The sequence below is a fragment of the Terribacillus sp. AE2B 122 genome, assembly GCF_902497585.1.
Taxonomy (GTDB): domain Bacteria; phylum Bacillota; class Bacilli; order Bacillales; family Amphibacillaceae; genus Terribacillus; species Terribacillus saccharophilus_A.
Map to the genome: position 1 here is coordinate 975,664 of NZ_LR700942.1, position 26,149 is coordinate 1,001,812.

Annotated in this window: 28 protein-coding genes; 3 read left to right on the top strand and 25 right to left on the bottom strand. The window is 44.3% G+C overall.

Annotation, left to right across the window (positions count from 1 at the left end; all coding sequences use genetic code 11):
- Positions 1–28: 28 nt before the first annotated feature.
- The 12 genes from murD to AE2B122_RS05010 form a co-directional block, all read right to left on the bottom strand.
- Positions 29–1,381 (bottom strand): UDP-N-acetylmuramoyl-L-alanine--D-glutamate ligase, encoded by a 1,353-nt coding sequence (gene murD, locus AE2B122_RS04955; protein ID WP_095270516.1) that lies wholly within the window; start codon positions 1,379–1,381, stop codon positions 29–31.
- Positions 1,381–2,361: a phospho-N-acetylmuramoyl-pentapeptide-transferase gene (gene mraY / locus AE2B122_RS04960; RefSeq protein WP_038559955.1), complete on the bottom strand. Its 981-nt coding sequence runs from the start codon at positions 2,359–2,361 to the stop codon at positions 1,381–1,383. The genes murD and mraY overlap by 1 nt, the downstream gene beginning before the upstream one ends.
- A 78-nt stretch (positions 2,362–2,439) precedes the next feature.
- A complete protein-coding gene (murF, locus tag AE2B122_RS04965) occupies positions 2,440–3,792 on the bottom strand; it encodes a UDP-N-acetylmuramoyl-tripeptide--D-alanyl-D-alanine ligase (protein ID WP_175073236.1) in 1,353 nt (450 codons plus the stop codon).
- Between the two features lie 2 nt (positions 3,793–3,794).
- Entirely contained in the window at positions 3,795–5,270 is a 1,476-nt protein-coding gene (locus AE2B122_RS04970; protein WP_175073237.1) for a UDP-N-acetylmuramoyl-L-alanyl-D-glutamate--2,6-diaminopimelate ligase, read from the bottom strand.
- Positions 5,271–5,391: 121 nt separating this feature from the next.
- Positions 5,392–7,326 (bottom strand): stage V sporulation protein D, encoded by a 1,935-nt coding sequence (locus AE2B122_RS04975; RefSeq protein ID WP_095217521.1) that lies wholly within the window; start codon positions 7,324–7,326, stop codon positions 5,392–5,394.
- A gap of 83 nt (positions 7,327–7,409) precedes the next feature.
- Complete coding sequence (locus AE2B122_RS04980) at positions 7,410–9,548, bottom strand: penicillin-binding protein (RefSeq protein ID WP_175073238.1); 2,139 nt, start codon at positions 9,546–9,548, stop codon at positions 7,410–7,412.
- Between the two features lie 16 nt (positions 9,549–9,564).
- The gene (gene ftsL / locus AE2B122_RS04985) at positions 9,565–9,945 is read right to left on the bottom strand and encodes a cell division protein FtsL (protein ID WP_038559938.1); all 381 of its coding nucleotides are present in this window, start codon (positions 9,943–9,945) and stop codon (positions 9,565–9,567) included.
- Between the two features lie 18 nt (positions 9,946–9,963).
- Entirely contained in the window at positions 9,964–10,923 is a 960-nt protein-coding gene (gene rsmH, locus AE2B122_RS04990; protein ID WP_095217519.1) for a 16S rRNA (cytosine(1402)-N(4))-methyltransferase RsmH, read from the bottom strand.
- Positions 10,924–10,947: 24 nt separating this feature from the next.
- A complete protein-coding gene (gene mraZ / locus AE2B122_RS04995; RefSeq protein ID WP_038559932.1) occupies positions 10,948–11,379 on the bottom strand; it encodes a division/cell wall cluster transcriptional repressor MraZ in 432 nt (143 codons plus the stop codon).
- Between the two features lie 166 nt (positions 11,380–11,545).
- Positions 11,546–13,171 carry a bacillithiol biosynthesis cysteine-adding enzyme BshC gene (gene bshC, locus AE2B122_RS05000; RefSeq protein WP_175073239.1) on the bottom strand — a complete coding sequence of 542 codons (1,626 nt, stop codon included), beginning with the start codon at positions 13,169–13,171 and terminating at the stop codon, positions 11,546–11,548.
- A 34-nt stretch (positions 13,172–13,205) separates the two neighbouring features.
- A complete protein-coding gene (locus tag AE2B122_RS05005; protein WP_175073240.1) occupies positions 13,206–13,589 on the bottom strand; it encodes a DUF3397 domain-containing protein in 384 nt (127 codons plus the stop codon).
- Positions 13,589–14,467: a 2-dehydropantoate 2-reductase gene (locus AE2B122_RS05010; RefSeq protein WP_175073241.1), complete on the bottom strand. Its 879-nt coding sequence runs from the start codon at positions 14,465–14,467 to the stop codon at positions 13,589–13,591. Before AE2B122_RS05010 ends, AE2B122_RS05005 begins: the two co-directional genes overlap by 1 nt.
- A 160-nt stretch (positions 14,468–14,627) precedes the next feature.
- Between AE2B122_RS05010 and AE2B122_RS05015 the strand changes: the two genes are divergently transcribed.
- Positions 14,628–15,077 (top strand): GNAT family N-acetyltransferase, encoded by a 450-nt coding sequence (locus tag AE2B122_RS05015; protein WP_175073242.1) that lies wholly within the window; start codon positions 14,628–14,630, stop codon positions 15,075–15,077.
- A 21-nt stretch (positions 15,078–15,098) separates the two neighbouring features.
- Here the strand turns inward: AE2B122_RS05015 and AE2B122_RS05020 are convergent, their stop codons facing one another.
- From AE2B122_RS05020 to AE2B122_RS05030, 3 genes are all read right to left on the bottom strand, one after another.
- On the bottom strand, positions 15,099–15,575 hold the full coding sequence (locus AE2B122_RS05020) for an RsfA family transcriptional regulator (protein ID WP_175073243.1): 477 nt from the start codon (positions 15,573–15,575) through the stop codon (positions 15,099–15,101).
- A gap of 129 nt (positions 15,576–15,704) precedes the next feature.
- Positions 15,705–15,878 (bottom strand): 50S ribosomal protein L32, encoded by a 174-nt coding sequence (rpmF, locus tag AE2B122_RS05025; protein WP_077309792.1) that lies wholly within the window; start codon positions 15,876–15,878, stop codon positions 15,705–15,707.
- A gap of 31 nt (positions 15,879–15,909) precedes the next feature.
- Positions 15,910–16,425, bottom strand: coding sequence for a DUF177 domain-containing protein (locus AE2B122_RS05030; RefSeq protein WP_095217513.1), 516 nt, complete (start codon positions 16,423–16,425; stop codon positions 15,910–15,912).
- A 467-nt stretch (positions 16,426–16,892) separates the two neighbouring features.
- Between AE2B122_RS05030 and AE2B122_RS05035 the strand changes: the two genes are divergently transcribed.
- Complete coding sequence (locus AE2B122_RS05035) at positions 16,893–18,080, top strand: nucleotidyltransferase (protein ID WP_175073244.1); 1,188 nt, start codon at positions 16,893–16,895, stop codon at positions 18,078–18,080.
- A gap of 35 nt (positions 18,081–18,115) precedes the next feature.
- Here AE2B122_RS05035 and AE2B122_RS05040 read toward each other — a convergent pair whose 3' ends face one another.
- The gene (locus AE2B122_RS05040; RefSeq protein ID WP_175073245.1) at positions 18,116–19,138 is read right to left on the bottom strand and encodes a SepM family pheromone-processing serine protease; all 1,023 of its coding nucleotides are present in this window, start codon (positions 19,136–19,138) and stop codon (positions 18,116–18,118) included.
- A gap of 175 nt (positions 19,139–19,313) precedes the next feature.
- Between AE2B122_RS05040 and ylbJ the strand changes: the two genes are divergently transcribed.
- Entirely contained in the window at positions 19,314–20,498 is a 1,185-nt protein-coding gene (ylbJ, locus tag AE2B122_RS05045) for a sporulation integral membrane protein YlbJ (RefSeq protein WP_175073305.1), read from the top strand.
- Here the strand turns inward: ylbJ and coaD are convergent.
- The 9 genes from coaD to cyoE all read right to left on the bottom strand — a co-directional run bounded on the left by coaD (position 20,495) and on the right by cyoE (position 26,050).
- A complete protein-coding gene (gene coaD, locus AE2B122_RS05050; protein ID WP_095217510.1) occupies positions 20,495–20,971 on the bottom strand; it encodes a pantetheine-phosphate adenylyltransferase in 477 nt (158 codons plus the stop codon). The genes ylbJ and coaD overlap by 4 nt on opposite strands.
- The gene (gene rsmD / locus AE2B122_RS05055) at positions 20,968–21,534 is read right to left on the bottom strand and encodes a 16S rRNA (guanine(966)-N(2))-methyltransferase RsmD (protein WP_095217509.1); all 567 of its coding nucleotides are present in this window, start codon (positions 21,532–21,534) and stop codon (positions 20,968–20,970) included. Before rsmD ends, coaD begins: the two co-directional genes overlap by 4 nt.
- A gap of 214 nt (positions 21,535–21,748) precedes the next feature.
- Entirely contained in the window at positions 21,749–22,024 is a 276-nt protein-coding gene (locus AE2B122_RS05060; RefSeq protein WP_095217508.1) for a YlbG family protein, read from the bottom strand.
- A 102-nt stretch (positions 22,025–22,126) separates the two neighbouring features.
- Positions 22,127–22,564 carry a YlbF family regulator gene (locus tag AE2B122_RS05065; protein WP_175073246.1) on the bottom strand — a complete coding sequence of 146 codons (438 nt, stop codon included), beginning with the start codon at positions 22,562–22,564 and terminating at the stop codon, positions 22,127–22,129.
- A 50-nt stretch (positions 22,565–22,614) separates the two neighbouring features.
- The gene (locus tag AE2B122_RS05070) at positions 22,615–22,848 is read right to left on the bottom strand and encodes a YlbE-like family protein (protein ID WP_038559896.1); all 234 of its coding nucleotides are present in this window, start codon (positions 22,846–22,848) and stop codon (positions 22,615–22,617) included.
- Between the two features lie 14 nt (positions 22,849–22,862).
- Positions 22,863–23,288 (bottom strand): YlbD family protein, encoded by a 426-nt coding sequence (locus AE2B122_RS05075; protein ID WP_175073247.1) that lies wholly within the window; start codon positions 23,286–23,288, stop codon positions 22,863–22,865.
- 100 nt (positions 23,289–23,388) lie between these two features.
- Positions 23,389–24,414: a CAP domain-containing protein gene (locus tag AE2B122_RS05080; RefSeq protein WP_175073248.1), complete on the bottom strand. Its 1,026-nt coding sequence runs from the start codon at positions 24,412–24,414 to the stop codon at positions 23,389–23,391.
- An 80-nt stretch (positions 24,415–24,494) separates the two neighbouring features.
- A complete protein-coding gene (locus AE2B122_RS05085) occupies positions 24,495–25,016 on the bottom strand; it encodes a GNAT family N-acetyltransferase (RefSeq protein ID WP_095217504.1) in 522 nt (173 codons plus the stop codon).
- 98 nt (positions 25,017–25,114) lie between these two features.
- On the bottom strand, positions 25,115–26,050 hold the full coding sequence (cyoE, locus tag AE2B122_RS05090; RefSeq protein ID WP_095217503.1) for a heme o synthase: 936 nt from the start codon (positions 26,048–26,050) through the stop codon (positions 25,115–25,117).
- Between the last annotated feature and the right edge of the window lie 99 nt (positions 26,051–26,149).

A 26,149-nucleotide genomic window follows, 5' to 3' on the forward strand; every position in this document is an offset into this window, starting at 1 on the left:
CAGCGAAGCGGCTGAGCAGGACAAGCCCCTACTCTAAGGTATGCACCGCTTCAACAAACATGTCTCCTCTTTCTTCAAATGTACGGTACTGATCCCAGCTTGCACAAGCTGGAGACAGCATAATCACATCGCCGCTTTCAGAGATGCGATAAGCAATTTCAGCTGCCTCTTTGACATCCTTCGCATGTTCGATAAGCTCGATTCCAGCCATATAAGCAGTCTCTCGCAATTTTTCAGCTGTTTCACCAAAGACGATCAATGCTTTCACATGTTCCATGAACGGAACAAGTGTTTCAAACGTATTTCCGCGATCTAAACCGCCTGCAAGCAGAATGATCGGCTGATCGAACGATGATAATGCCTTGGAAGTTGCCAATATATTAGTAGCTTTTGAATCGTTATAGAATGCCCGGCCATTGATGTGCTTGATATACTGCAGCCGATGCTCAACGCCTGAAAAAGTCTTCAATACTTGCTGAATACCTTCATTAGTTGCTCCGGCTAGCTTAGCAGCAGCTAAGGCAGCGAGTATATTCTCCAGCTGGTGGCCACCGACAAGCAAGATATCTTTCATTTCAGCTATCGGTTCATCTTTGAAATACACATGTGTATCATCATACCATGCACCATCTTCCAGCTTTCTTGAACCAGAAAAAGGAACAAGTGTTGCTTTTGCTGCTTTGACAATGTCACGAAGGCGCTCATCTTCCGCATTATAAACAAGATAGTCGCCTGCATCTTGATTACGGAAAATATTCGCTTTCGCTTGTTCATAGTTTTCAAGAGAATGGTGATAATCCAAATGTGCTTCAAAAATGTTAAGCATAACGCTTATGTTCGGACGGAACTGATCAATACCTTGGAGCTGGAAAGATGAAAGCTCCAAAACAAGCCGGTCATCTTCTGTTGTCCTGTCGGCAACTTCGGATGCGGCTGTACCGATATTCCCAGCTACGTACGTACTTACTTGACTTTCTTTAAGCATCTCATAAGCAAGCGTTGTCGTCGTAGTCTTACCATTTGATCCGGTAATACCGATCAAAGTGCCCTTATGAAGCAATCCAGCAAGTTCAACTTCTGTCAGCACTGGAATATTTCTTTCCATTGCTGTTTGAACGATCACATTTTCATAACGAATACCTGGGTTCTTGATCAAGACATCAATATCTTCCAGGAGTTCTACTTCTTGCACACCAAGTTTCACTTGAGCACCTTTTTGCTCTAAAATTTGGACCAGTTCTTCTTGATTGGATGCATTCAGGTCACTAACCCGAACATTGCGTCCGTGGGCAAGCAATGTGCTGGCAGCAGCAAATCCACTCTTGGCCAAACCTAGTACAAGCACGTTCTGATATGGGAATTTGGTTTCAAAATCACTCATCATAATCCCACCTTCATGTAAACACCGATGACAGCGAATAATAGTCCTACAGCCCAGAATGTCGTTACAACACGCCATTCTGACCAACCGGACAGTTCATAGTGATGGTGAAGCGGGCTCATTTTGAAGACCCGTTTTCCGGTCGTTTTGAAGGAAATGACCTGTATCATTACTGAAAGTGTCTCGATAACGAAAACACCGCCGATGACAATCAGCAGGATTTCCATTTTAGTGAGGATAGCCACTGCTGCAATGGCGCCGCCGAGTCCCAGTGATCCGGTGTCTCCCATAAATACCTTTGCAGGATGCGCATTGAATACAAGGAATCCAAGCAAAGCTCCGACTACCGCCAATGAGAATACAGTAATTTGTGTCTGCTGTACATCATAGTACGCTACTACAGCGAAAGCTCCGAATGCAATCGCAGCAGTACCTGCCAAGAGACCGTCCAGTCCATCTGTCAAATTGACAGCATTGGATGCGCCGACAAGCATAACAAGAATCAAGAAGAAATAACCCCATCCGAGGTCCCACTGAATCGATGTTCCCGGAATCTGTATGTAAGTACCGAAATCATTGTATCGAAGCAGTGCATAAAAAACGATCGCAATAATGATCTGGCCGATCATTTTTTGCTTGGACGTTAATCCAAGATTACGTTTCATTGCCACTTTGATATAGTCATCCAGGAATCCTAGCAAACCGTATCCGATTAATACGAATAATAGCAGCCACGTTTCCAAGCTAATATGGATATTGCCTATTGCATGCATGATCCATGTAGATACGACAATGCTGATCATGATCATCACGCCGCCCATCGTCGGTGTACCCGACTTTTTCATATGGGATTTTGGTCCTTCCTCACGAATACTCTGACCGAATTTCAACCTGCGCAGAAATGGTATGATTATTGGAGAAATAAGGACGGTGACGATGAATGCTACTGCAATTGTCACAAGTAATAATGCCACGTTCATTGATGTTTTCCTCCTTTAAAAAGCACCCGTCCAGTGTATTACTGGCGCCAGTGGCGCCATGTTTCTAATTACCAGCTATTAATTCTCTTCCATAACAGCGATTGTGTCAAGTATGGATTCAAGCTTCATGCCGCGTGATGCTTTCAGCAGAACGATTGTATCCTGCTGCAGCAATGGCAGCACTGCCTCAGCCAAGGATTCCTTGTCGCCGAAGTGAACGGCTGTAATTGGTGTATCTTTTAATGCATCGGTAATTTCATCCGCATCCTCACCAATCGTAAATACATGCGTAGTATCCGCGGTGATAGCTTCTGCAATGTCCCGATGATAGCGTTTGGATTCGGTCCCTATTTCATAGATATCCCCAAGCACGAGAATACGTCTGGCAAACGGCAGACCCTGTACTGTCCCAATGGCTGCTTTCATGGAAGTTGGAGAAGCGTTATATGCATCATTGATAATTTTACTTCCATTCTTACCCGCAAGCTGTTCCATACGCATTCCTGTCATTGACGGAGTAAGCAATGCATGCTGGATTAGCTGCTGATCGACACCCAGCTCTTTTCCGAGCACGATTGCATAGCCTGCATTCCGTACATTATGCGCACCAAGCAAAGAAAATGTGTAATTTTCACCGTTCACTGAAAAAGCAGTCGCTGCATCAAGTGTCTGCTCAATCTTGAGCTGCTGTTTATTATGCTCTTCAAAGCCGCACGTGATTGTTGTCTCTTTTTCGTGATGGAACGCAAGCAGAGGCTCATCTCCATCAATAATCAACACGCCATCTTCAGCTAAGCCAGCTGTAATCTCACTCTTTGCTTTGGCAATGCCTTCTCTTGAACCGAGAAATTCGATATGCGACTCCCCGATATTTGTAATGATTGCATAGTCCGGCTGCGCAATTTGCGACAATAGCTCGATTTCACCGAAGTTACTCATACCCATTTCTAAAACAAGCACTTCACAGGAAGGCTGCATAGATAATACAGTGAGTGGCAAACCGATATGATTATTAAGATTACCTTTGGTCGCCAGCACTTCATATTTTTCTTTCAAAACGCTAGTAACTAGATCTTTTGTAGTCGTTTTACCGTTCGAACCGGTGATGCCGACAACAATTGGATCAATTGCTTCGCGATGGGCTTTAGCTAGTCTTTGTAATGCTTCCAGCGTATCATCTACCAAGAACAGCACAATACTCGAAGCAGCTTCTGGAATCGGTAATGTTCTGTCCCACAAGGAAGCAACTGCCCCCTGTGCTACTGCCTGTTCAATGAAAGCATGTGCATCGAATCGTTCTCCCCTGATTGGGACAAATAAACTGTCTGTGGCTTCTTTTCTGCTATCGGTATTCACTTCTGCAATGATGAATTCCTGCTGCTTCGTCGCATCTGGGAACACTTCATATAGGAAATCACTTGAAAATAGCATGGTCATTCTCCTAATCCCAATCTTTTGATGGCTTCTGCTGCGACAAGACGATCATCGAAATCAAGTACTTGATTTCCTACGATTTGATATGTCTCATGCCCTTTACCCGCTATCAAGACGATATCACCATCTCCGGCGATTTCGATGGCATGCTGAATTGCTTCCGTCCGGTCTGGGACAATTACATACTGATTGGATTCCAATCCTTGGACCATATCCTCAAGGATATCTTGCGGATCCTCAGAACGCGGATTATCTGCAGTGAAGATAGATGTATCAGAATACTGGACAGCTTTTCCTGCCATAAGCGGGCGTTTTGTCTTATCGCGGTCACCGCCACAACCTACTACAGTTATTATACTGCCCTTCACGATTGATTTTATCGTCGTTAGGACATTCTCCAACGAATCCGGTGTATGTGCATAGTCAACAATTACCCCAAATGACTGTCCAGCCATGACAGGCTCAAATCGACCCGCTACGCCAGTCGTCTCTTGTAATGTGCTGCAAATGGTCTCAAACGGAATACCGCTGCACATAGCTGCTCCTACGGCAGCAAGCATATTATATACATTAAATTTACCCATCAGCTTACTCGTAATTCTTGCTTCACCCTTTGGTGTTTGAAGTAAGAAAGTCGTACCATTGGAAGCCAACTGTATATCCTTGGCCATAATGTCTGCTTCCTTTTCAATCCCGTATGTGCAAATTGGTTGTGCAGTTGATTTAGTCAATGCTTCTGCATAACGATCATCTGAATTGATTACTGCGTATTTAGGGTGCTCTGGGTCAAAGGTATTACCTAGCTGCGAGAATAAAAGACTTTTTGCATGGAAATAATCCTCAAAGCTTTCATGATAATCAAGATGATCCTGAGAGAGATTCGTAAATACAGCGATATCAAAATCAGTGCCATGCACTCTACCCATGTCCAAAGCGTGAGAAGATACTTCAATGACAGCTGTATCGACTCCTTGATCGACCATCTTGCGGAATCCTTTTTGCAGGAACAGCGCATCCGGTGTTGTATTTTTCACTGGAAACGTCTCGTCCTTGATCTTCATTTGAATCGTACCAATCACACCAGTAGCTTCCTCGTTAGCACGGAATATACTTTCCAGCAAATACGTCATGCTCGTCTTGCCATTGGTACCAGTGATACCGATTACCCGCATATCTTTCGATGGGTAAGCATAAAAAGCATTTGCTAATGGAGCCAAAGCGCGAAGTGTGTCTTTTACTAGAATGACTGGAATAGAAACATCCAGTGGACGTTCGGCTAAAATAGCCGCTGCCCCTTGCTCCTCGGCCTGTCTGGCAAACGTATGTCCGTCGACTACGGCTCCGTCTATGCATATGAATAGATTGCCAGATTTAATTTCCCGGGAATCGATTGTTAATCCGGTAATGTCGATTTCTTTATGAGCCGCCTGCTGTTCATAGAAAGGCAGTGCGGATAAAAGTACTGCTAGTTTCAAAGTTGCCACGTCCTTCATTTATCCTTACAAAATGCAAAGTAATATTATTTTGATTGATTGAGGCGTAAAAACCTTTCCCCATTATACCAGAATTTATGTCCGCAGGAATGGTTCATCCGATTTATTCAGTCGGGTTTTCGGATAAATACAGCCGGATAGTCGATCCTGCCTCCACCTTTGTTCCAGCTTTTGGTTCCTGATCAATAATATACTCGCCATTTCCGCTCAATTCCAGATTCAGCGTTGTATAGTATTCTGTCAGTTCTCGCTTTTTCATACCGACGAAATCAGGTGCTTCTGTAGGCGGCTCTTCCGGCCAGCTGTATGATTTCTCTAAACCGTCCGTCTGCGGTTCTACTCCCATCGAACGAAGACTGTCCTCGAGAATAGTACCTACGATTGGTGCAACAACTTTACCACCGAACTGAATCGTGTTTTTAGGATTATCAATTGCAACATAGACGACGATTTCTGGGTCATTTGCAGGTGCAAATCCGACAAAGGAAAGAATATAGTTATTTTCCATATACGTTCCGTTGGCCCCCACTTTCTGGGCTGTTCCCGTTTTGCCGCCAATTCGAAATCCTTCGCGATAGGCCCCTCGACCTGTACCTTTTGCTACAACATTTTCTAGTGCATAACGGACTTGTTCTGATGTATCCTCCGACACTACTCGTCGTTTCATGACTGTCTCGGTGGCTGTCTCCGTGTCACCGGTAACTGAATCCTTCCAGGACTTTGCGATATGGGGCTGATACAGGTATCCTCCGTTGATGGCAGCTGACACACCCATTACTTGCTGAATCGGCGTCACGGAAACACCTTGTCCGAAAGCAGTAGTGGCTGTCTCCACCTGCCCAATTTTCGTGGGGTCGAAAAGAATGCCTTTCCCTTCTCCTTGCAAATCGATACCAGTTTTCTCACCGAACCCAAAATCCTTAATATATGAGAATAGACGTTCCGTTCCGAGTTTCTGTCCCAGTGACACAAAACCCGGGTTACAGGAATTCTGTACAACTTCTAAATATGTTTGATCACCATGCCCGCCGCGTTTCCAGCAATGCAGTGTGGCACCGTCCACTTTTATTGCACCGCTATCATGAAAATGATCGTTCTCAAGATCAACTACCTTCTCTTCCAATGCAGCAGCGAGTGTAATAATCTTGAAAGTACTACCTGGCTCATAGGAACTCCAAATCGGCAAGTTCCTATTATACGTATCAGGATCGGCTTCATTATAATTTTCCGGTTCAAATGACGGTCTCGAGGACATTCCCAGAATTTCACCTGTATCTGGATCTACAGCCAGTGCCATCGCACCGTCCGGATTGTATTTTGCTTCTGCATTATCCAGTTCCCGCTCTATAATTGTCTGGATATCAGAATCGATCGTCAACTGAAGGTCCAGACCATCCGTCGGCGGCGAATAGACATCAGCCATATCTTCCAAACGATGTCCTTTTGCATCAGAGAAAAACGACAGGCTGCCCGATTCTCCGCTTAGTTCTTCATCATAGTATGCCTCCAGACCCATTAATCCCTGGTTGTCTATACCACTGAAGCCAAGTACATGAGACAGATAATCCCCATTTGGATAGTGCCGTTTCGAATCTTTGGCAATATAGACGCCTTCCATGTTCAGCGCCTGGATTGCTTCTGCCTGTTCCTCAGAAATTTTTCGTCCTTCTGGGTGAATCCTTTCGATAGATGCTTTCTTCGTAACATGCTGTAATGCCTTGTCCTTTTCCATCCCTAGAATTTCAGCTAACTTCTCTGCTGTATTGTCAGGATCCTTGATCTGACGTGGGACGACCATGACAGTCGGTGCAGACACATTTTCTGCCAGCACATCCCCATTACGGTCGAGTATCTTCCCTCTTTCGGGCTCAAACGTGATATTTCTGCTCCAGGAATCCTCAGCCTTGTCCACCAAGTCCTTACCTAAGACGAACTGGACGTATGCTAATCGGATTCCGATAACCAGGAACACGATAAAAGCCAAAACAAAAACAGTGACTAACCGCTTGCGCATCGTAACATTGGATACTCTCTTCAAACAAATCTCTCCCTCGTGTACAAAGGTAGGCTTGTATCCATGTTATGACGGTTGGCAAGCTGATAGACCACTGTCCTGTTTTCTTATGTCGAGAATTCGACAGCAAGATAGTCGTTCTTATTCAGTTTCGTTCCTTTTTTGATACTTTGTGTCTTGGCATAGCCGCTGTTGATTGTTTCAACATCCAGCTGCAGGAGTTCTCCCAATTCAAGCACTTCACGCATGGACCACCCTTTAATATCAGGCATCGTTGGTTCATCCGTGACGATGATGGCGCGTTTACCCTCAAGAACGGTTTGACCGCTTTCAACACTCGTTGTAGCAACTTTATTACCTTCACCGACAACCACTACATCCATGCCAGTATCTTCTAGGGCTTTCTTTGTTGCGTTAGAAGACATACCTTCAATATCAGGTACTCGTTTTTCAGAGACTTCATTTTTATCGTCGGCTTGGTCCGGACTAATATCCATGTAATGCAGCGCGTTCTCCATTACATTTTTGAAGATGAAGGCAGATGGCTCACTGCCAGTCTCCGTTTCTTTCAATTCAGGCTGTAACACGGAAACATACATGATCAATTCTGGATCATCAGCAGGCGCCATGCCAAGGAAGGAGAATAGATAATTGTTCTTGCCCTCCATATAGCCGCCACCGTTTGGATTAGGAATTTGTGCCGTACCTGTTTTGCCAGAAACGCTATAATCATCCAATTTATACGGTTTACCAGTACCATGTTCAGAGGTCACAACCGACTCAAGGATTTTCAAAGTCTCATCTGCTGTTTCTTTCGATATTGGTTCTGCTTGTACTTTAGTCTCATTCTGTTCTACTACTTTTTTCGTGTCAGGATTGACGATTTTATCAATGATATGAGGCGTCACCATTTTACCATCATTTGCAATGGCACTCGCAGCGGTAATCATTTGGATCGGTGTTGCTGTCGTTCCTTGGCCATAAGATGCACTTATTTTCTCGGATTGATAGTTATAAAGAATGGTACCAGGTATCTCACCAGGAAGGTCGATTCCGGCCTTTTGGTCAAAGTGGAATTTCTTTAAGTAATTAAGAAACTTGTCCTCACCAATTTTATTTGCAACCAAATTTGCAACCATGACATTGGATGAACGTTGTATACCTTCGAGGTTGGTAATCGATCCCCAGCCTTCCTTCTTCCAATCATAGATTGTCGTTTCCTTATCCACTTTAAAGGATCCGGATTTATATTCCTCATCCGGATTCCATTTTCCCTCTTCAATAGCAGACGCGACTGTGAACATCTTCATAGTCGATCCTGGTTCCATCGGATTGGAAATGGCGTCATTATACCAGTTCTCCACGTTCTCCGGATCATTCGGATCATAGCTTGGCCGGTTGCTCATCGCTACAATCTCACCTGTTTTCGGATTCATGACGACTGCACTGATTTTCTTTGGATTCCACTTTTCATCCACTTGGGTGAGTGTATCCTCAAGTAAAGTCTGTATCTTCTGATCAATAGTCAGATAGACATTATCCCCATCTTGGGCTGCTTGCACTTCTTCACTTGGGTTCAGCAGTTTGTATCCATATCCATCTCTTTCATAGGATATATTACCATTTTTACCTGCAAGTTGATCATTAAGCTGCTGCTCAATACCTGTCATCCCCGTAATGAGTCCATCTTTTCGCTGGGCAAGACCGATGATCTGAGAGGCAAAAGTTCCATTTGGATAAAAGCGCTCTGCTTCTTCTGTGAACTGGATGCCCGGCAAATCGAGCTCTTCAATTTTTTTCTTTTGATCCTGTGTAAGACCTTTTCCTGCAGAGCCGAACTCCACTTGCCATAGACCTTCATCGATACCTTTTTGCAAACGTTCCTTTAAGTCGGCTGCATCAGCGTCAATGATATCCGCTATTTCTTCCGCAGTCTTGTCCACTTCCGTCACATGGATCGGATGGTCCTTATCCGCGGAGTACTTTTCACTAACAATCGCATAAATAGAATAAGTTGGCTGATCATACGCCAACTCCATTCCATTGCGATCCAGTATCTTCCCTCTCGTCGCTTCGAGCGTATACGAGTCGGTCCGCTTACTTTCCGCGAATTCTTTTAAATTGACCCCGGCAACTTCACCGGATGCCTGGATGAACAAGAAACGTCCAGCTAAGACAAGAAAGAGCAAGGCAAAGGCAGATAACAGAAACATCGCCATTCTTTGTGTCGTCTTGTTCTTTTTCATATTGACAGTACCTTTCTTATTCAGAGACTTTGTTTGCTTCTTTTACTTTAGCACTTTGTACCTTCAAACCTGCATCTCGCGCGATATCGATGATTCGCTCGGGTTTGCTTAATTCTTTCACTTCATAAGTCAGATCTTTATTTGCAACCTGCTGGTGGCTGATCTCGGAATCCAGTGCTTCCAAGTCACGATTGACGTTATACGTGGAAGCTGCGAAGGTGACGAAATAAGCTGCTGCTGCCAAGATAACTAAGCTGAATACGGCATATAGAACCTTTTCTCCCGGCGTAATCCACGTTTTCTTATTAACTTTTACTTTTACCTGTCGTTTAGGCTGCTGCTGCGGTCTTTGTGCCGGACTGCTCTGCTGCCAGCTTCTTGCACGTTCTGCGCTCAAGCTTATTCCTCCCCTGTATTAGAATTCGAATTTAGGACTCCACGGTTTTATTTTCTCTGCTACGCGGAGTTTTGCGGAACGGGATCTTCTGTTATCTTCCAGTTCCTCAACACTAGCCAATATCGGCTTTCTCGTAACAAGAGCAAACGGTGCCTTACTATCTTCCGGCAAAATCGGGATATTGCGCGGAACCGGCAGCGGTGTGCTCCATGATTTGAATGCCTGCTTACACATTCTGTCTTCCAGCGAGTGGAAGGTAATGACTGAAACTCTTCCTCCGACTGCAACTATCTCTGCTGTCTGCTGCAGGGCGTCCCGGAAAGCTTGTAATTCATCATTCACCGCAATCCGGATTGCCTGGAAAATTCGTTTAGCCGGATGGCCGCCTTTTCTTCTTGCTGGTGCAGGAATCGCTTCCTTGATCACTTCCACAAGTTCAAATGTTGTTTCAATCGGTTTCATTTCTCGTCTTTTCTCTATTTTTCTTGCAACTTGCTTGGAAAAATTCTCTTCTCCATATTGGAAGAAAATCCGTACAAGCTGCTCGTAAGACCACGTATTAACCACCTCGTAGGCAGAAAGCGCCTGGTGCTGGTTCATGCGCATATCAAGCGGCGCATCGTGCTGATAGCTGAATCCTCGTTCTGCCTGATCGAGCTGCGGTGAGGATACACCAAGGTCGAATACAACTCCATCGACTTCCGTGACACCTCTTTCCTCTAATTCGCTTTTCAGATCTCGGAAATTTGCCTGGATGTATTCGATTCGATCGCCATACTCCGCTAATCTTGCCGCTGTTGCCTCGATCGCTTGCTTGTCCTGATCAAACGCATACAGTTTACCTTTATCAGATAACTGCTTCAAAATCACTTCGGAGTGACCGCCTCCACCTAGGGTGCAATCCACATATGTACCTTCTGGCTTCACAGCGAGTCCTTCAATCGTCTCTCTGTTCAGCACACTATAATGTTCAAACAAGCTCTTACATCCTTTCGACTGCCATCAAATATCGAAATCAAGCATATTTTCAGCGATTTCAGCAAAAGATTCCTCAGATTCATCAAAATAGGAATTCCATTCGCTCTCCGCCCAGAATTCGATCCGGCCAGACACACCAATAATGGCAACGTCTTTTTCCAGCTTCGCATATTTCCGGAGCGGTGCAGGGATATTGATTCTCCCTTGCTTATCAAGCTCACATTCGACTGCTCCTGAAAAGAAGAAGCGAGTGAATGCACGGGCATCCTTCTTGGTCAATGGCAGCTTTTTTAGTTTTTCTTCTAGGAGTCTCCATTCCTCCATAGGGTATCCAAACAGACATTGGTCCAATCCACGGGTCAGTACAAAACGTTCCCCCAAGTCTTCTCGGAACTTGGCAGGTACGATAATACGTCCTTTTGTATCGACCGTATGCTGAAATTCCCCCATGAACATAGACTCCGCCCCCACTTTCCATTTTCATAGTACCACATCGCCCCACATTTCACCACCTCAATATTCACACTTTTTAATAGCATTTTCTCCCTTGCCTAGCGCTTTTTCGGAGTTTTGTGCACAAAAAAACGTGCATGGTCGTCGACCAGACACGCTTTCTGTTTCATTATAACGTTACGATATGGTGGGGGGTGGTGAAATCATAGCTTTTCTGCGCTAATTCGTGCCAAATCTCCACTCCATGCGTATTCCATAGTGAAAATATACTCCATGTCCGCTCCTGCAGTCCATTTTCTGGGTGAAGCGTACATTGGATATGGTCAAAGTGGGATAATGCCACACCATGCTGTTCTTTTATTCTAGCTTCCATTCGCTTGACCAGAAAATCAATATCCTCCTCTAAATGACGAAGATTCTTTTCTGCTAAGCTACCAAGATCATCAGCTATAGATGCGGCACTATGCCGCAATGGGGCGTGCAAATCAGCCATGGCTCGTTTCACTTGCTCGGATACAACTGCAATTGGAGGCTGCTGCTGTGCAGCAAGATAATGGATCTTTTCTGTTTCAACACCGAAAGCAATAGCTTTTTCAGGGCTAAGACGATAACGCTCGAGCAGTTTCTCTGTCTTGCTGTCCAGCATCGTGAAGGACAGACGCGGCATGACAGGCGGCATGTTAAAGCCAACTGCCTGGAAGCCTGGTTTAAGATTTGCCCAATAAGCGATTTCTCCAGGGCCGGCAATGAAACCAAGCACCGGCAGGAGATAGTCCTGCATGAGCGGACGCGTAACGACATTATTGCTGAGTCTTTCCGGCGCTGTTTCCGCTATAAGTAACAGTTCTTCTTCTGTAAAGACTGCTTCATCAGCCTTGCCTCGCCACTTGCCTTCGCTGTCACGCATAAGCAGTGTTCTTTCACCGTCAATATAACAGAACAGGTTAGCATCTTCAGATTCTGCGCCTAACACATCTGCGTAGCCCATCTGCTGAAGTTCCTGAGACGCTCCATAAACGCCTTGACTTATCTCCTGTTGCTTGCTGATCAGCTCCCGGAAAAATGGGCGTTCTATTTTCCGCAGTTGCGGATCACCGGAATCCAAAAGAACCAAACCTGTATTCTTGTATAGAAAATGTATGAATTTCGCGAAGAAATCGACGAAAGTCTCCGATTGGTCCATTATATTACTGACCGTGGAGTGAATATCCTTTGTGTATGCTGTCTCTGGCAGAGCAGCTATTACGTCCTGCAAGAAATCATGCATCAATCCGTTGTCCAGCACAATATCAGAAGCTGCTATCTTTTCAGCCTGATGCTGTTTCCACTTGAATTTCTTCAGTTTGTTACGATTTGGAAGGAAGATATGGTTAATCTCTTCGACGTCATGATCCTCACCTGCTATCCAGAAAACTGGTATGACCGTTGTGCCCAGTTTTCTACTTTGCTCGGAAGCAAGGGAAATGATGGAGGTGATCTTATGCAATGTCAATAAAGGACCCGTGAAAAGGCCTGCCTGCTGACCGCCGACAACAGCCACTGTTTTAGAATCAGCTAATTTATCGATATTATGGATTGTTGCTTGATCCGCTCCCCACTCTCTATTACATTTGTGAAGAAGTTCAACTAGCGCCTCTCTCGGGAATTTACGAGCTTCCAGCTCCTCCAGTCTAGTCGCATAGCTTTCTTGGCGGAATGGAGAAAAATTGAATTTCCCCATAATAGAAGGAAGCTCTGCCCGATAATCGGTCACCAATTTGTTCGGACTTTCCAGTCTCATTGGTTGTATTACCATATTAAGTACTCCTTTATATAACGTCTGATATGTATTACTGTCTGATAAATGTAACGATAACACCTGCCACAAGCAGCAGGATGTAAAGCGGACCGAACAAGAGGAAGCAGATACGCAGAAAGATGCGCCACACATGCTTAAAGACGATCTCACCGCGGTACTTGTAATGCATAAGCACTACCATAATGAACAATACCGCAAGGAATCCTATCATATAACCGATCACTGTATGCTGTAAAATGATTTGCAACATAATCATAACAGAAAAGATATAGAATACGGCAGTAGTTTGCACGCTATGGAGAAAAGCATTCCGTCTTTTATGGATGATCCGTCTGACGATCAAATAATAAATCCAAGTAGCAAGCGGCGGTACGGTAATTGCTGCCGCTAAAAGGTAAGCAAATAAGTGGGTCATTAATTAGTCCTCTCCTGCTGTTTGGTAAGTCCAAGTATACTATAGTAGACAAAATCCGTATAAGGAACGGCTTCTTTTGCATGATTTCGGATGTATCCGGATATAGATTCGATCTCCGTCTGTCTGCCAGCTTGTATATCTCTGTGCATAGAGGACAGATTAGCTTTCGTAGCATATATGATTCGGCGAACATTTGCCCATTGCTGTTCTTCCTCTAAACCTAGCGCATCTGCAGCTTCTTTGCATAACACCTCTGCTATCTTCTCAAAGGCAGAGTGTTCCAGCAGCTCACCATTCTTCACCTGATAAATTGCAGTCAACGGATTGATCACAGCATTCGCAATCAGTTTTGTGCCTAACATTACATGCCAATCCCGCTCAAATAAAATCGGGAAATCTGGTTTATGCAGCTGATTCACAAGTACTTCAGCGTAATTATCAGTCAGATCTGCAAGGCGAATTGCCGCTTCTCCTGTATGCTCTACGGTATGAGAGTCTATCCTTATAGCTCCATGTTCAACAGACCCGACGATAATCGGATAATCGAAATCTTCCTCCTGCAAAAAGTCAGTATGACTCATACCGTTTTGGAGGAAAACGACTGCAGCTTTAGCATGCAGCTTCAACTTTTTCCAAATTGGCGGCAAATCGTATTGTTTTACACAGACAATACATACATCCGCTTGTCCTAAAGCCCGCCAATCCGTAGAAGGCAATGTCTCCACGACTATCACTTCATCCCCGATATGAAGACCTTTCGCTGCAATCTCTTCGGACTGTTCTCGCGTTCTTGCCAAAAGCCGCACATCATGAAACCTGCCGAGTTTGGCGGCTGCAAGTAACCCGATCGCTCCTCCGCCGATCACATTGATTTTCATGTCCGTTCCCCCATTCGTACTATACCTAATTGTTTATTTTAGCAAAAGAAGAGACAGTATGGATATAAGAAATATAACGCTTGAATTTGTAAACGTTTTCATATATATTGAAAGCATAAGGCACACAGTGAAATTTTTTAATACGGAGAGGGGAATCTGTATGACATTTGCTAAAGTGGAAAAATTGCCAGTGAATTATAAGACAGCTGAGGATTTCGAACGCTTTGCCGCACAGGGGAACGCAGAGCTTTCGATGTTGGATGAGTTCCAGCTCAGTCTCATCGAAAGTGACGACGATACGCTTTTCTACGGAATTTACATGGATAAAGAACTTGCAGCGAGAATGGCGCTCACCTTTGTGAACGAACAGCGTGACAATACATTCTATCCGCCAAAAGGCTATGTGGAAATCTCCAAACTAGAAGTGCTGCCTGCATACCAAGGAAATAGACTTGGGTCATCTCTTGTTGAATTCGTGCAGTCCTTCGCCAAACCAGTTCGTACAAAAGCAAGGGTAAATTCGGAAGCTTTCTGGACCAGACTGAATTTTAAGGACAGCAGTAAAAAGGAAGATAGCTTGTCTGTTATGACATGGCAGCCGACAAAATAAAAAAAGCCCAACTGGGCTTTTTTATTTTGTTTCAGCTTCCTCGATTACCCAACGGCATAGCTTCTCCATTTCTATGCATGCATCCTGATACCGTTTAAGCTGATCCTTCAGCTTTGCATTCTCTTCTTTCAATGTCCGAAGTTCTTCCTGTGGTTCTTTTCTCGGCACTTGAAAATTCTGTTTCACTTTCTCAAGCAAGTCAATTGCTGCTTCCAAACTGATGGATTCTTTGTCATCCTTCACCGGAGCAGTTTCTTTATTTGACACTGGAAGCTGCTGTTTCCGCTGTTGCTTCGCGATTTCGATATCCGTTTGATAATATTGTCGGAGCGACGCATTCCAACGAAACCCACAAGCTGCCGCTGTACGGTTGAGCTTAACTGCGACATCACGAAAGGCATCCAGCTGCGTCTTCCCTTCCTGTATAAAATCCAGTACAGTATTTGCCAGTAAAACATCCTCTTTATCCGACCATGCATCTTGTCTCGTACTCTTCAAAACGCTTCCCCCCTCTTCTATTCTGCTATCAATGTATGCGAGAGGGAAAAATGCTAGACTAGAAAACGGACGATAGAATATAAAAAAACACCTATCGGCAATATTGCCGACAGATGTCGTCTTTGTTTCTTACGCTTCAACCACTGCTTTTCCATCGTAATGTCCGCAAGATCTGCAAACGTGGTGTGGTTTTGCAAGTTCTCCACAGTTAGAGCATTCTACCATTCCAGGTACATGCAATTTTTTGTGTGTACGGCGTTGGTTTTTTACTTTTTTAGAAGTTCTTCTTTTAGGTACTGCCACGGTCCTACACCTCCTTCAATCGTTACAATGCTTATTCGTCGTCCTTTTTCAAGAGAGCTTGCAGTTTCTCGAGCCTCGGGTCGATCTTGTCCTGCTGTGCTTTCTCACTGGCAAGCTGCCAGCCTTCTCCTTCTTTCGCAGCATTATCCAATGCCTGCGGATCGTCGGAGAAAACACGGAAAGGAACATCCAATAGGATATTTTCCTCTATATACGGTTTCAAGTCAAGCAGTTCTCCCTCAACAGGATGAATCTCTGACTCGTCATCCGCGCTTGCATATGGAGACAAAGTAAACAGTTCAGTCGTTTCAACATGGAATTCATACGGTACATCTACCAGAGTACGCGCACACGGAAGAATCATCTTACCATCTATTGCGAACTTGACAGTTATATCGTTTCCATACGATGTCGCCTGACCGCTGACCTTCACTGGATCAATCCGACGAATATCATTTTTGCCCTGGATGTCTGACACATCCACTTGCTCTGTAAATTCGAAAGGTTCAAGACCTTTAGCTTTAAGCTTTTGAACCGGAATTTTCACGTTAATTCACCTCATGGCAACAAAAGTAATTGTAAAAAAAAACAGGAGCTTTGTCAATATATTTTCTTTACACCAAGGCAATAATTAGCCTATATTCTTACTAAAGAACATTATTTCTATTATAACACGTAAGAAAAGCGGAGAAAACCGTTTAGGAGCGGAGAAGGAAACGAGAAAGCCCGGAAGGAGGCGTCCTTCCTTCTGTAGGGATTTATCGATTCCGGCGCAGCTCCTGGTTTTCGCAGCTAGACACCCTAAGAAAAGCGAAAGAAACCGTTTAGAAACGGAGCAATAAGCAAGGGAGCCCGGAGTGGGTGCTCTCCCCACGCAGGGATCAATTGCTTTTAGCGCAGTTTCTGGTTTCTGGAGCTAGACACCACCCGAAAAGAGGAAGAAACCGTTTAGAAACGTAGGAATAAGTAATTAAGCCCGTGACAGACCTAAAAAATACAGAAAGGAGTCTTCTTATGAAGGCAAATGGCCTCATCGTCGAATACAACCCTTTACATAACGGTCATGTTTATCATATACAGCAGGCACAAAAATTAACCGGGAGCGATTGCACAATTGCCGTAATGAGTGGTAATTTCACACAGCGGGGTGAACCGGCCATTTTGGATAAGTTCAGTCGTACAAGAGCGGCACTTTCTGCTGGTGTCGATTTGGTTGTCGAATTGCCCTTCCTTTATGCGGTGCAGCATGCTGATTTGTTTGCTAAAGGAGCAGTTTCCATCCTTGATGCACTGAAAGTAGAGCATCTTGTATTCGGTTCTGAAAACGGAACTATCGAATCGTTCCATGAGGCACTAAAAGAACGGATAAAGAATCAGGCAGCATTTAAGAGTATCTTGAAACAACAACTGGATAAAGGCTTATCATATCCGGAAGCAAATCGTACAGCGTATGAATTAGCTGGAATCAGCTCCACACTCGATCTTAGCAGCCCCAATAATATTTTAGGATTTGCATATCTTCAGGCAGCAGAGGCGCTTTATACACCAATGCAGGTGGATACAATCCGCCGTATACAAGCAGATTATCATGAACAGTCTATTACCGGCCCGATTGCAAGTGCCACATCAATCCGCTCTGCTTGGCAGGACGAGAAGACACAAGAAGTGAAAGCAGCAGTGCCAATAAAGACATTTGAATTATTGGAAACGGAAGAACTTCACAGCTGGGAAGCCTATTTCCCGCTTTTACGCTATCTTATCTTAACTCGACCTGCTGAAACACTGCGCCAAATTCATGGGATGGATGAGGGATTGGAATACCGCTTCAAAAAATATATTCACCAGTCGTTGAATTTCCAGCAGTTTTTATCTCTGATTAAAACAAAACGCTATACATGGACAAGGCTGCAGCGCGTTTGTGTTCACATATTATCTAATACTCAAAAGCACATAATTAACGAACATCTAAATGGAGCAGCATGCCCTTATATCCGTATTCTCGGCATGACTAAAACTGGACAGGCATTTCTCTCTTCAAGGAAAAAGCAGCTTGACGTTCCCCTATATACTCAATTGAAGGACGGCATGCATCCAGTTGCTGATTTAGAACTGCAAGCAGCAGATGCCTATTACAGTATTTTATCTCCCGAAATTGCTGCCGCTTCACGCAGACAAGAGATATCTCCGCCTATATTCGAATAATAAAAAGGATGCATCAACGCGATGCATCCTTTTTATTATTTTGCAGGCATTTCTTCTAAGTATTTTTTCGCATCATCAAAGGTATTGACTGGTACAACCTTCATATCTGTATCGATATCTTCTGCTGTTTGTTTCGCAACCTGATAATTTGAATCTTCGGCATCTTGTTCATTTGGAGCAAAGAAGACATCACAGCCTTCTTTATCCGCTGCTACAACCTTCTTGTCGATTCCACCGATACGGCCGACATTTCCTTCATAATCTACTTCGCCCGTTCCGCAAATCTGAAAGCCCTTCGTCATATCTTCCTCTTCCAGCTGATCATAAATTTCCAAGCTGAACATAAGTCCCGCACTCGGTCCGCCGATTTGTCCGCTTGAGAAGGTCACTTCAGGATCTTCCGTGACATCACGATCGGTTACGAGCGTAATACCAATACCAGGTATCTGGGTATCTGGCAGTGCTTGAAGCTTTAATTTCTTCTCCAGCTGTTTGTCATCTCGTTCTATTCTCAGGGTAATGGTATCACCCACATGTTTGGACGTGACATAACTTGTCAGATCTGTTGCTTCCTTTACTTGCTGGTCATCTACAGCCGTGATGTGATCACCTTGCTTGAGCTGGCCATCAGCTGGCAAATCTTTAACGACTGACACAACATATACACCTTTGTAATCAATTTGCAGTTCAGCACCCGCCGCCTCATAGGCAACGACGGTAGAAGCTTCTTGGGAGCTCTCCATCTGCATCAGCTGCGCTTGGGTGTATTCTTCCTCAGAAACACCCTCTGGTATAACATCTTCAAGTTTTTCGATTTGATGATATGGCAGTATTTTAGCCATCACATATTGGAATGGCGTTGCTTGTCCGCCCCGTACGGTGACGAGGTGCATATCACCTTCGCTCTTCTCACTGCCATCTACAGAGACTATTGGATCAAGAGCATCTGCTGCACCCGGCTTGTATACATAATATGGCATTCTGTAAATTCCGGAAAAACAGAAGACGATGATCAGCAGCAGAATAACGAACAAGATATAACGTGCATTCTGTTTCATCTACAAGTTCCCCTTCTGTGCCCGCTTTCTCTACTTATTCAGAAGAAGAAGCATATTTACCTTTTGAGCACGCGTATAGTTAAGATAGCCTGTACAAACTGGCTGAATTTAAGTTTACTACTTCGAATTCAAGAAGTACAGCTGTCACAAATCGGAGGGATTTTCTGTGCAAAAAATGAAATCAGTTCTGCTGGCTGGGTCTGCACTGCTACTGGCCGTAAGTTTAATAATGTATCCAGACCCATCATTACAGGCCAGTATACGTGGATTGAATATGTGGTGGGAAGTTGTTTTTCCATCCCTCCTGCCTTTCTTTATCACTGCAGAACTGCTAATTGCGTTTGGAATGGTCCGTTTTATAGGAGTTTTCTGTGAGCCGATCATGCGGCCTTTGTTCAATGTTCCGGGTGTCGGAAGTTTTGTGCTAGCAATGGGCATGGCCAGCGGATATCCATCAGGCGCTAAATTGACAAGCCGGCTGCGTCAAGAAAAACAGCTGACAAAGATTGAAGCCGAGCGTCTTGTTTCTTTTACGAATGCTAGCAACCCTCTTTTTATAGTTGGAGTGATTGCCGTAAGCTTTTTTGGGGAAGCAGAGCTTGGCATCCTATTAGCCGCAGCGCATTATGGAGGTAATATACTTGTAGGTATCTGCATGCGTTTCTACGGCCGATCCCAACCTCGCTCGTCTTACGTTAGGGAAAAAGGACTGGTCAAACGCGCCTTTAGGGAATTGCATGAAACACGTATGGCTGATAAAAGACCATTCGGAAAGATTTTTGGAGATGCCGTCGTAAATTCTATTCAGACATTACTTATGATTGGCGGATTCATTATTATGTTTTCCGTTTTTAATAAGCTATTATTCATCTTAGGCATAACGGATTCCCTGGCATATGGTTTAAAGCTGCTAACTAGTATTTTTGGTATTCCTGCTGAATTAGTTGTCCCAATGTTCTCTGGATTATTCGAAATAACAATGGGTGGTCAAATGATCGCTCAAGCATCAGGATCTAACTTTTTCTTCCCTATCATTATCGTCAGCTTCATTCTTGCATTCAATGGTTTTTCTGTCCAAGCCCAAGTAGCAAGTATTCTCGCTGAAACAGATATTCGATTTGCTCCGTACTTTTTCGCCCGCCTGCTGCATGGGTTCATTGCTGCTGGCTTAGCAGCTATTCTTTATGGACCGCTTTACGCCAAGCATCAGGAAACAAGCATTCTTACCTTCTTACAAGAAAAAACAGCTCCCGATACTTCCTTGGAGCTGCTTCGTTTTCTTTCGTCTTTCGGTCCTGCATTCACGCTCATCATGCTTGCAGTCGGCACACTAATCCTGCTAAAACGCCGATTAAATTAGAATTTTTGCTTGATGGCTTCTTGTACCGGGGGAGGCACGAGCTTACTTATGTCAGCTCTAAAACTTGCTGCCTCCTTCACGATACTGGAGCTCAAGAAATTATAAGCTGAATCTGCTGTTATGAAGATAGTTTCTATTCCTGGCTCTAGATGCCTATTAATACCGCTAATCTGCATCTCATTTTCAAAATCACTCACAGCCCGCAGTCCGCGGACCAGAACTTTCGCATCATGTTTTCTGGCAAAATCAACGGTGAGACCTTCCGATTTAACAACTGATACGTTTGAAATATGTCTTACCGATTGCCGCAAAAGCTCCATTCGCTCTTCTTCGTTGAACAGCGGCTTTTTCTTACTGTTCACTGCAACAGCCACAATTACTTTATCAAATATTGCTGCGGCTCTCTGGATAATGTCTACATGGCCATTTGTGACTGGATCGAACGAACCTGGATACATAGCAATCGTCATCACTCATCCTCCCGAGCAGCTTGATAGATGGTAATAGCGGTAGTATTTCCATAAACGTCTTGTTTTACAGCTTGCAGTCCAGCGATGAACTCTGGTAGTTCCTTCTTCGCATCGTGCTCGCAAACAATTCGTCCGTTCGCTCTCAAAATACCTGCTTCACTAATTTGCTCCAGAAGACCTTCGTATGACATCTTATGATACGGCGGATCCAGAAAAATAAGATCAAACTGTTTCTCCCTTTTTACGACTGCCTTCAGCGCACGCAGCGCATCATTCCGGTATACTTCCGAATAATCTGTCAGCCTCAAGGTTGTCAGGTTCTGTTTGATTGTCTCGACAGCTTTCCCTTGCTTATCTACAAAGATACAGTGTGTCATTCCTCTACTCAAAGCTTCTATCCCAAGTCCGCCGCTTCCTGCGAACAAATCCAGGCATTCTCCGCCTTCAAAAAAAGGTCCTAGCACCGAGAACAAGCTCTCCTTCACTTTATCCGTCGTTGGTCTTGTCAATTGGTTCGGGACAGCCTTTAACGCCCTGCCTTTATGCTCTCCAGCAATCACTCGCATTTCATTCCACTCCTTCAAAAAAACGATGTATATTCCCGCCTAAGCCGGTCCATACTGTACTATTGAAGCGGCTATCACGCTAATAGCTGCTTCATGAACACGGAGAAGACTTACGTTTCCCCATAAGTTCTTCCTCCGGTTTCTCCTCTCCCTTTGCCTGTTTGTTTTCATTGGAAACAAAAGGCGCCTGCAGGGCTCTTCCTGCAGGCTTTTTTTATATCCCAATCTTATAATCGTATTCTTTCGCTTTATCCTGTTTCGCATTCTCGAAATCGGTACGGATGAAGGGACGATAAGATAACGCCGTCTTAGAGACGAATGGCAGCTTATTCAATACTGCTTCCCTCTCTTCTGCTTCTTCCAGGTTCACGTATATCATCGCATATTTAAGCTTCTTGGATACGAAAACCAGGTGTCCGTGCCGCTTCAGCTGCTTGATATTCTTCATATGCTGGAACCATACGACGATTCCTTGCCGTTTTGTCAACATAATTGATGTTCCTCGCTTTACAGCTTTTTTCTTAGTGTAGCAAAGCCTGACCCCTTGGGGCAACACAAAAAAACCGGCAAGCCTAAGCTTACCGGAATATTGTCAGGAAGCACACCCGCAGGCGCCGCCACTTCCACAGCCGCAGCCAGAGTCTTTCAAAGCTGCACCAGAGCGCGGAGCTTTGACATTCTCGCTCACAGTTGAGGCGAGTTTGGCACTTATATCATCAAGCAGTTTTTGCAGATTACGCTCTGCTATTTTAAATGCCGCAACGTTGGCATCCATATCCATCTCACGCTTCTTGCTGCGGATTTCCTTCATGATGAAGCTGTAATCAGGGTGGTATCTGCCGAATCGCTGCACTTCTTCATACTGTTCCTTTATAGCTGTGAATGCGTCGATTTTCGCTTTCGTTTCGCTATTCTGGTAGAGTGCGGATTGCGCGGAGCTATACGCCGCCATCACTTCCGAGTCACGGATCATTACACCCAATTGCTCGGACTTCTCCAGAAGCTCAACGAATTCCGTAGTTGCAAACATAGAACCACCTCCCCTATTATCATACCAAATAATAGGGAAATGAAAAGTGTTTAATCCCGCATTGCTCTTGCCATCTGTATCAGCATGTTCACCATGCTCAGCTGATCCCCAAACTGACCAATACGCTGCGGAACAGTTTTACCGTAAAAATAATTCGCCTGCTTTTCCAAATCAGTGAATGTGCTCGGGTCACGCGCGAGTGTGCGGTACCATACCGGGTGAAGTCTGACAAAACGGAGCAGTTCTTCCCGGTGCTGCAACCTTTGATAGATTTCCTGCCGCATCACCCTACCTCCTTTTAGTCCTTATGAAAGAATGTTGGCGTCTTCTTCTTTGAAGGAAACTGCTGTTTCACACCTTGATATTGTCCAATTAATTGCTTTATATTTTCAAGCGCTCCATTCAAATGATGGATATGGCCCTGCAGTTTTTGCAAATCTAACTGATTTGCCATTCCCATCACCTTGTTAAACATTTCTTTTCCTGTCTCTTCTGATTCCTTTTCTGTTTGCTCTGCCTCTGCTTTTTCCTCTGTTTCTGCTTTTGCATTCTCTCCATTTTTATATGCTTGCCAGCTCGGATCCTCTTCACCCAGCAGCACCCACTTTTCATAGTATGGCTGCCACCCTGCCTGATTCTGCCTAACTTCTTGAATCAGCTTAGGATGCTGCTGAACGAATTGTCTGAATTCCTGAATAGAAGGATGCAAATTCGTATCGGACATTACATTCATCTCCTAACCAGATAAATACCCTCTCTGACCAATGTATGAAAGACTCCGGTAAATGACACAAAAAAAACGGGATTCCTCAGCGGAAACCCCGTTATTGTAAAAGAAAATTCTGGGTATAGTAGTAACGATACACGCCTACACCAAGCTCTTCATATGATGCGTCAAGCATTGTCTTACGATGCCCTTCACTATTCAGCCAACCAATCATTGCTGCAGGAGCATCTGTATAGCCAGCAGCGATGTTCTCTCCTGCACTTTGGAATCTGACCCGACCGTCTGCCAGCCGATCTCCAAGTTCCTCACCACTTGGCGTCACATGAGAGAAATACTGCTGCTTCTGCATGTCTTCACTATGACCAAGCGCAACAGCGGCTACCTGATCATTCCATTCGAGCGGCGGAACATCAAAATGTGAACGCATAACATTCGTTATTTCAATGACTTGCTGTTCCATTCCTCCCTGTACCTGCTGCCATTCTTCATTCGATAGCTGAGGCTGCTCAGGCAGCTGACCAGTATATGTTACGTCATAAGGACGCTCCATTACGAGCTGTTCATCAGTCAGCACTCGTACAGCAGTCAGTTCATCCTCAAATGTATCGAAATAGAACTGAGCGAACAAACCATCACCAATCTGGGCAAGGGGCTGTATCTGCTGATCCTTTTCCTTCAGCTTGAACGTATATCGATCGCTATCATATCGAAATGAAACTTCTTCTTGAAGCGGGTAATCCTGTTCTACTTCCTCCCGGCTCTCACCAAGCTTTGCTTTTGCAAGGGATGCTTCACCGACAGCAAAGGCAGTGATAACACGACCATCTTTTACACCATACTGTGCATAAGCATCACCTTTATCATATATATACCACTCATAACCATAAGAAGACTGATCAATTCGATTTGGTTCACCTTGATCCTCTTCTAATGTTTCAGGCGCTTGATTGATCCACCGCTCTATATCCCCATTCGGCTTCTGGGCAGCTTCCGCCTTTGGTGTTTGCTCTGTATCCCCCGACTTTGCATCCTGGGCAGGAGCCAGATATTCATCCTTGTTCCAAAAGAACAACACGCCTGCTCCCACTACGAGTAACAATAATACGATTCGTAAGCTCTTCATGCATCCTGCCCCCTTTCCATAAGTTGCACCTATTATAATACAAAATCCATTTCGGAGATAGTCGACTCCTTCGACAAGCTTCACATACCATCTGCAGGAAGCAGCTGTCGATAAGTTCGGAACTGAATCAATCCTTCTATCTGACCAAGCTTTTTGAAGCCGCATCTTGTCAGGACTTCTTGCTTTTCTTCCTCCTCTGGCTTACAGAATGCATGTATTGTCTCGATGCCATGCTTCAGCAGCCAATCGCAAATGCTGATTATTGCTTCATCTTCGTATCTTTTCCCCTGCATCTCCTCGCGAATATCAAAATATAACTCAGCTTGAGCAGCATCTTGAGAAGGCTGTTTAATAAAAATATCTCCGACCATATCCTTTTGATATTTTGTATGTAAGATCCATGGTCCAAAACCGTAGCTTGTCTGTCCAGTTTCAAATTCCTCCAGATATAGAGGCAGCTCTGCCTTCAAGGCATTTGTCGGCCAATCCGTCACATACGAAATTTCCTGTTCATAAAAGAAGGTAACAGGAAATCGAACGAGCTGCTTTCCCATCTCCATTGTTATAGCTTTCATAATTAAACGCGGTGTTTCCATATCCATTTACTTTCCCTCTCTCCGGTGCACATTTATGGTTCTTATTCCCGATACTTCCTACTGCATAAACACAAAAAAACACCTCCATATGGAGGTGTTTTTTATTAGAAGATCGCAGGAGTTGTGAAAACCACAAGTGCGATAAAGAAAATCATCAAGTAATTCAGGCTAAAGACGAACATCCATGTCGCCCACTTCAAATCATTTTTCATAAAGAACCCAGCGATACCGATTGCAAGCCAGCCAACGTTTAATACACTAGCGATGACAACAAATACAGTTCCCAGAGAAGTTAGGTAGAATGGAAGCGGAAGCAAACATGCTGTATAAACGACAATCTGGCGCTTCGTAATTCCAAAGCCGTATACAGAAGGCAGCATCGGGATATTAGCAGCTTTATAATCATCTGCTTTTTTCATAGCTAATGCTAAGAAATGCGGTGTCTGCCAGATAAACATGATAGCGAAAACAATCCAAGCCTCTGTGCTTAAACCGCCATCAATAGCAGCGTACCCGATTAGCGGAGGAACCGCACCAGAGAAACTTCCAATTGCTGTATTGATTGTATAACGACGCTTAGACCACATCGTATAAAGTACAACATAAGCAAACCAGCCGAAAATACCAATTGCTGCAGCTTGCCAAGTTGTCAGGAATAGAAATCCGACGCCGAGGACTGTGAATCCAATTCCCATTGTAAGAACGACAGAAAGCGGAATCGTACCTGTTACCGTCGGACGTTTTTTCGTCCGTTTCATCACGTGGTCGATATCACGATCGTAATAGTTATTGATCACACATCCGCCAGCTATGACCAATCCGCTTCCGAGCATCATGTAAATGAATGTCGGGATATGGTCGACGAATTGTTGGTTCGTCATATAAAGTGCGAGCCAGAAACCGCCGAAAGCAGTCAACAGATTTGAATTTATAATACCAGTTTTTATAAGCGCCTTGAAGTCTGTCCACAGACTAGTAGTAGAATCGGCTTGTTCAGCACCGTTCAATACTTGTGAAGAAGTTGTTTCGATCTTTTCCACACCAGCACATCCTTTCTGCTTGGTTAAACATAATTCTTGTATTCTATCACACTTTTAACATTGTAACACGTCCAGCTGCGTCAATTGAAACGTGTTTTT

Bases quoted from the DNA above. Each gene is read 5' to 3' on its own strand.
- AE2B122_RS05085 (WP_095217504.1), bottom strand. From the start codon at position 25,016: ATGGATATGGAAACACCGCGTTTAATTATGAAAGCTATAACAATGGAG.
- AE2B122_RS05065 (WP_175073246.1), bottom strand. From the start codon at position 22,564: ATGTTTGCAACTACGGAATTCGTTGAGCTTCTGGAGAAGTCCGAGCAA.
- AE2B122_RS05060 (WP_095217508.1), bottom strand. From the start codon at position 22,024: ATGTTGACAAAACGGCAAGGAATCGTCGTATGGTTCCAGCATATGAAG.
- mraZ (WP_038559932.1), bottom strand. From the start codon at position 11,379: ATGTTCATGGGGGAATTTCAGCATACGGTCGATACAAAAGGACGTATT.
- AE2B122_RS05075 (WP_175073247.1), bottom strand. From the start codon at position 23,288: ATGTCCGATACGAATTTGCATCCTTCTATTCAGGAATTCAGACAATTC.
- AE2B122_RS05010 (WP_175073241.1), bottom strand. From the start codon at position 14,467: ATGAAAATCAATGTGATCGGCGGAGGAGCGATCGGGTTACTTGCAGCC.
- AE2B122_RS05035 (WP_175073244.1), top strand. From the start codon at position 16,893: ATGAAGGCAAATGGCCTCATCGTCGAATACAACCCTTTACATAACGGT.
- AE2B122_RS04980 (WP_175073238.1), bottom strand. From the start codon at position 9,548: ATGAAAAAGAACAAGACGACACAAAGAATGGCGATGTTTCTGTTATCT.
- bshC (WP_175073239.1), bottom strand. From the start codon at position 13,171: ATGGTAATACAACCAATGAGACTGGAAAGTCCGAACAAATTGGTGACC.
- AE2B122_RS05005 (WP_175073240.1), bottom strand. From the start codon at position 13,589: ATGACCCACTTATTTGCTTACCTTTTAGCGGCAGCAATTACCGTACCG.
- murD (WP_095270516.1), bottom strand. From the start codon at position 1,381: ATGAGTGATTTTGAAACCAAATTCCCATATCAGAACGTGCTTGTACTA.
- AE2B122_RS05015 (WP_175073242.1), top strand. From the start codon at position 14,628: ATGACATTTGCTAAAGTGGAAAAATTGCCAGTGAATTATAAGACAGCT.
- ylbJ (WP_175073305.1), top strand. From the start codon at position 19,314: ATGAAATCAGTTCTGCTGGCTGGGTCTGCACTGCTACTGGCCGTAAGT.
- rsmD (WP_095217509.1), bottom strand. From the start codon at position 21,534: ATGCGAGTGATTGCTGGAGAGCATAAAGGCAGGGCGTTAAAGGCTGTC.
- AE2B122_RS05040 (WP_175073245.1), bottom strand. From the start codon at position 19,138: ATGAAACAGAATGCACGTTATATCTTGTTCGTTATTCTGCTGCTGATC.
- mraY (WP_038559955.1), bottom strand. From the start codon at position 2,361: ATGAACGTGGCATTATTACTTGTGACAATTGCAGTAGCATTCATCGTC.
- AE2B122_RS05080 (WP_175073248.1), bottom strand. From the start codon at position 24,414: ATGAAGAGCTTACGAATCGTATTATTGTTACTCGTAGTGGGAGCAGGC.
- murF (WP_175073236.1), bottom strand. From the start codon at position 3,792: ATGCTATTTTCAAGTGATTTCCTATATGAAGTGTTCCCAGATGCGACG.
- AE2B122_RS05070 (WP_038559896.1), bottom strand. From the start codon at position 22,848: ATGCGGCAGGAAATCTATCAAAGGTTGCAGCACCGGGAAGAACTGCTC.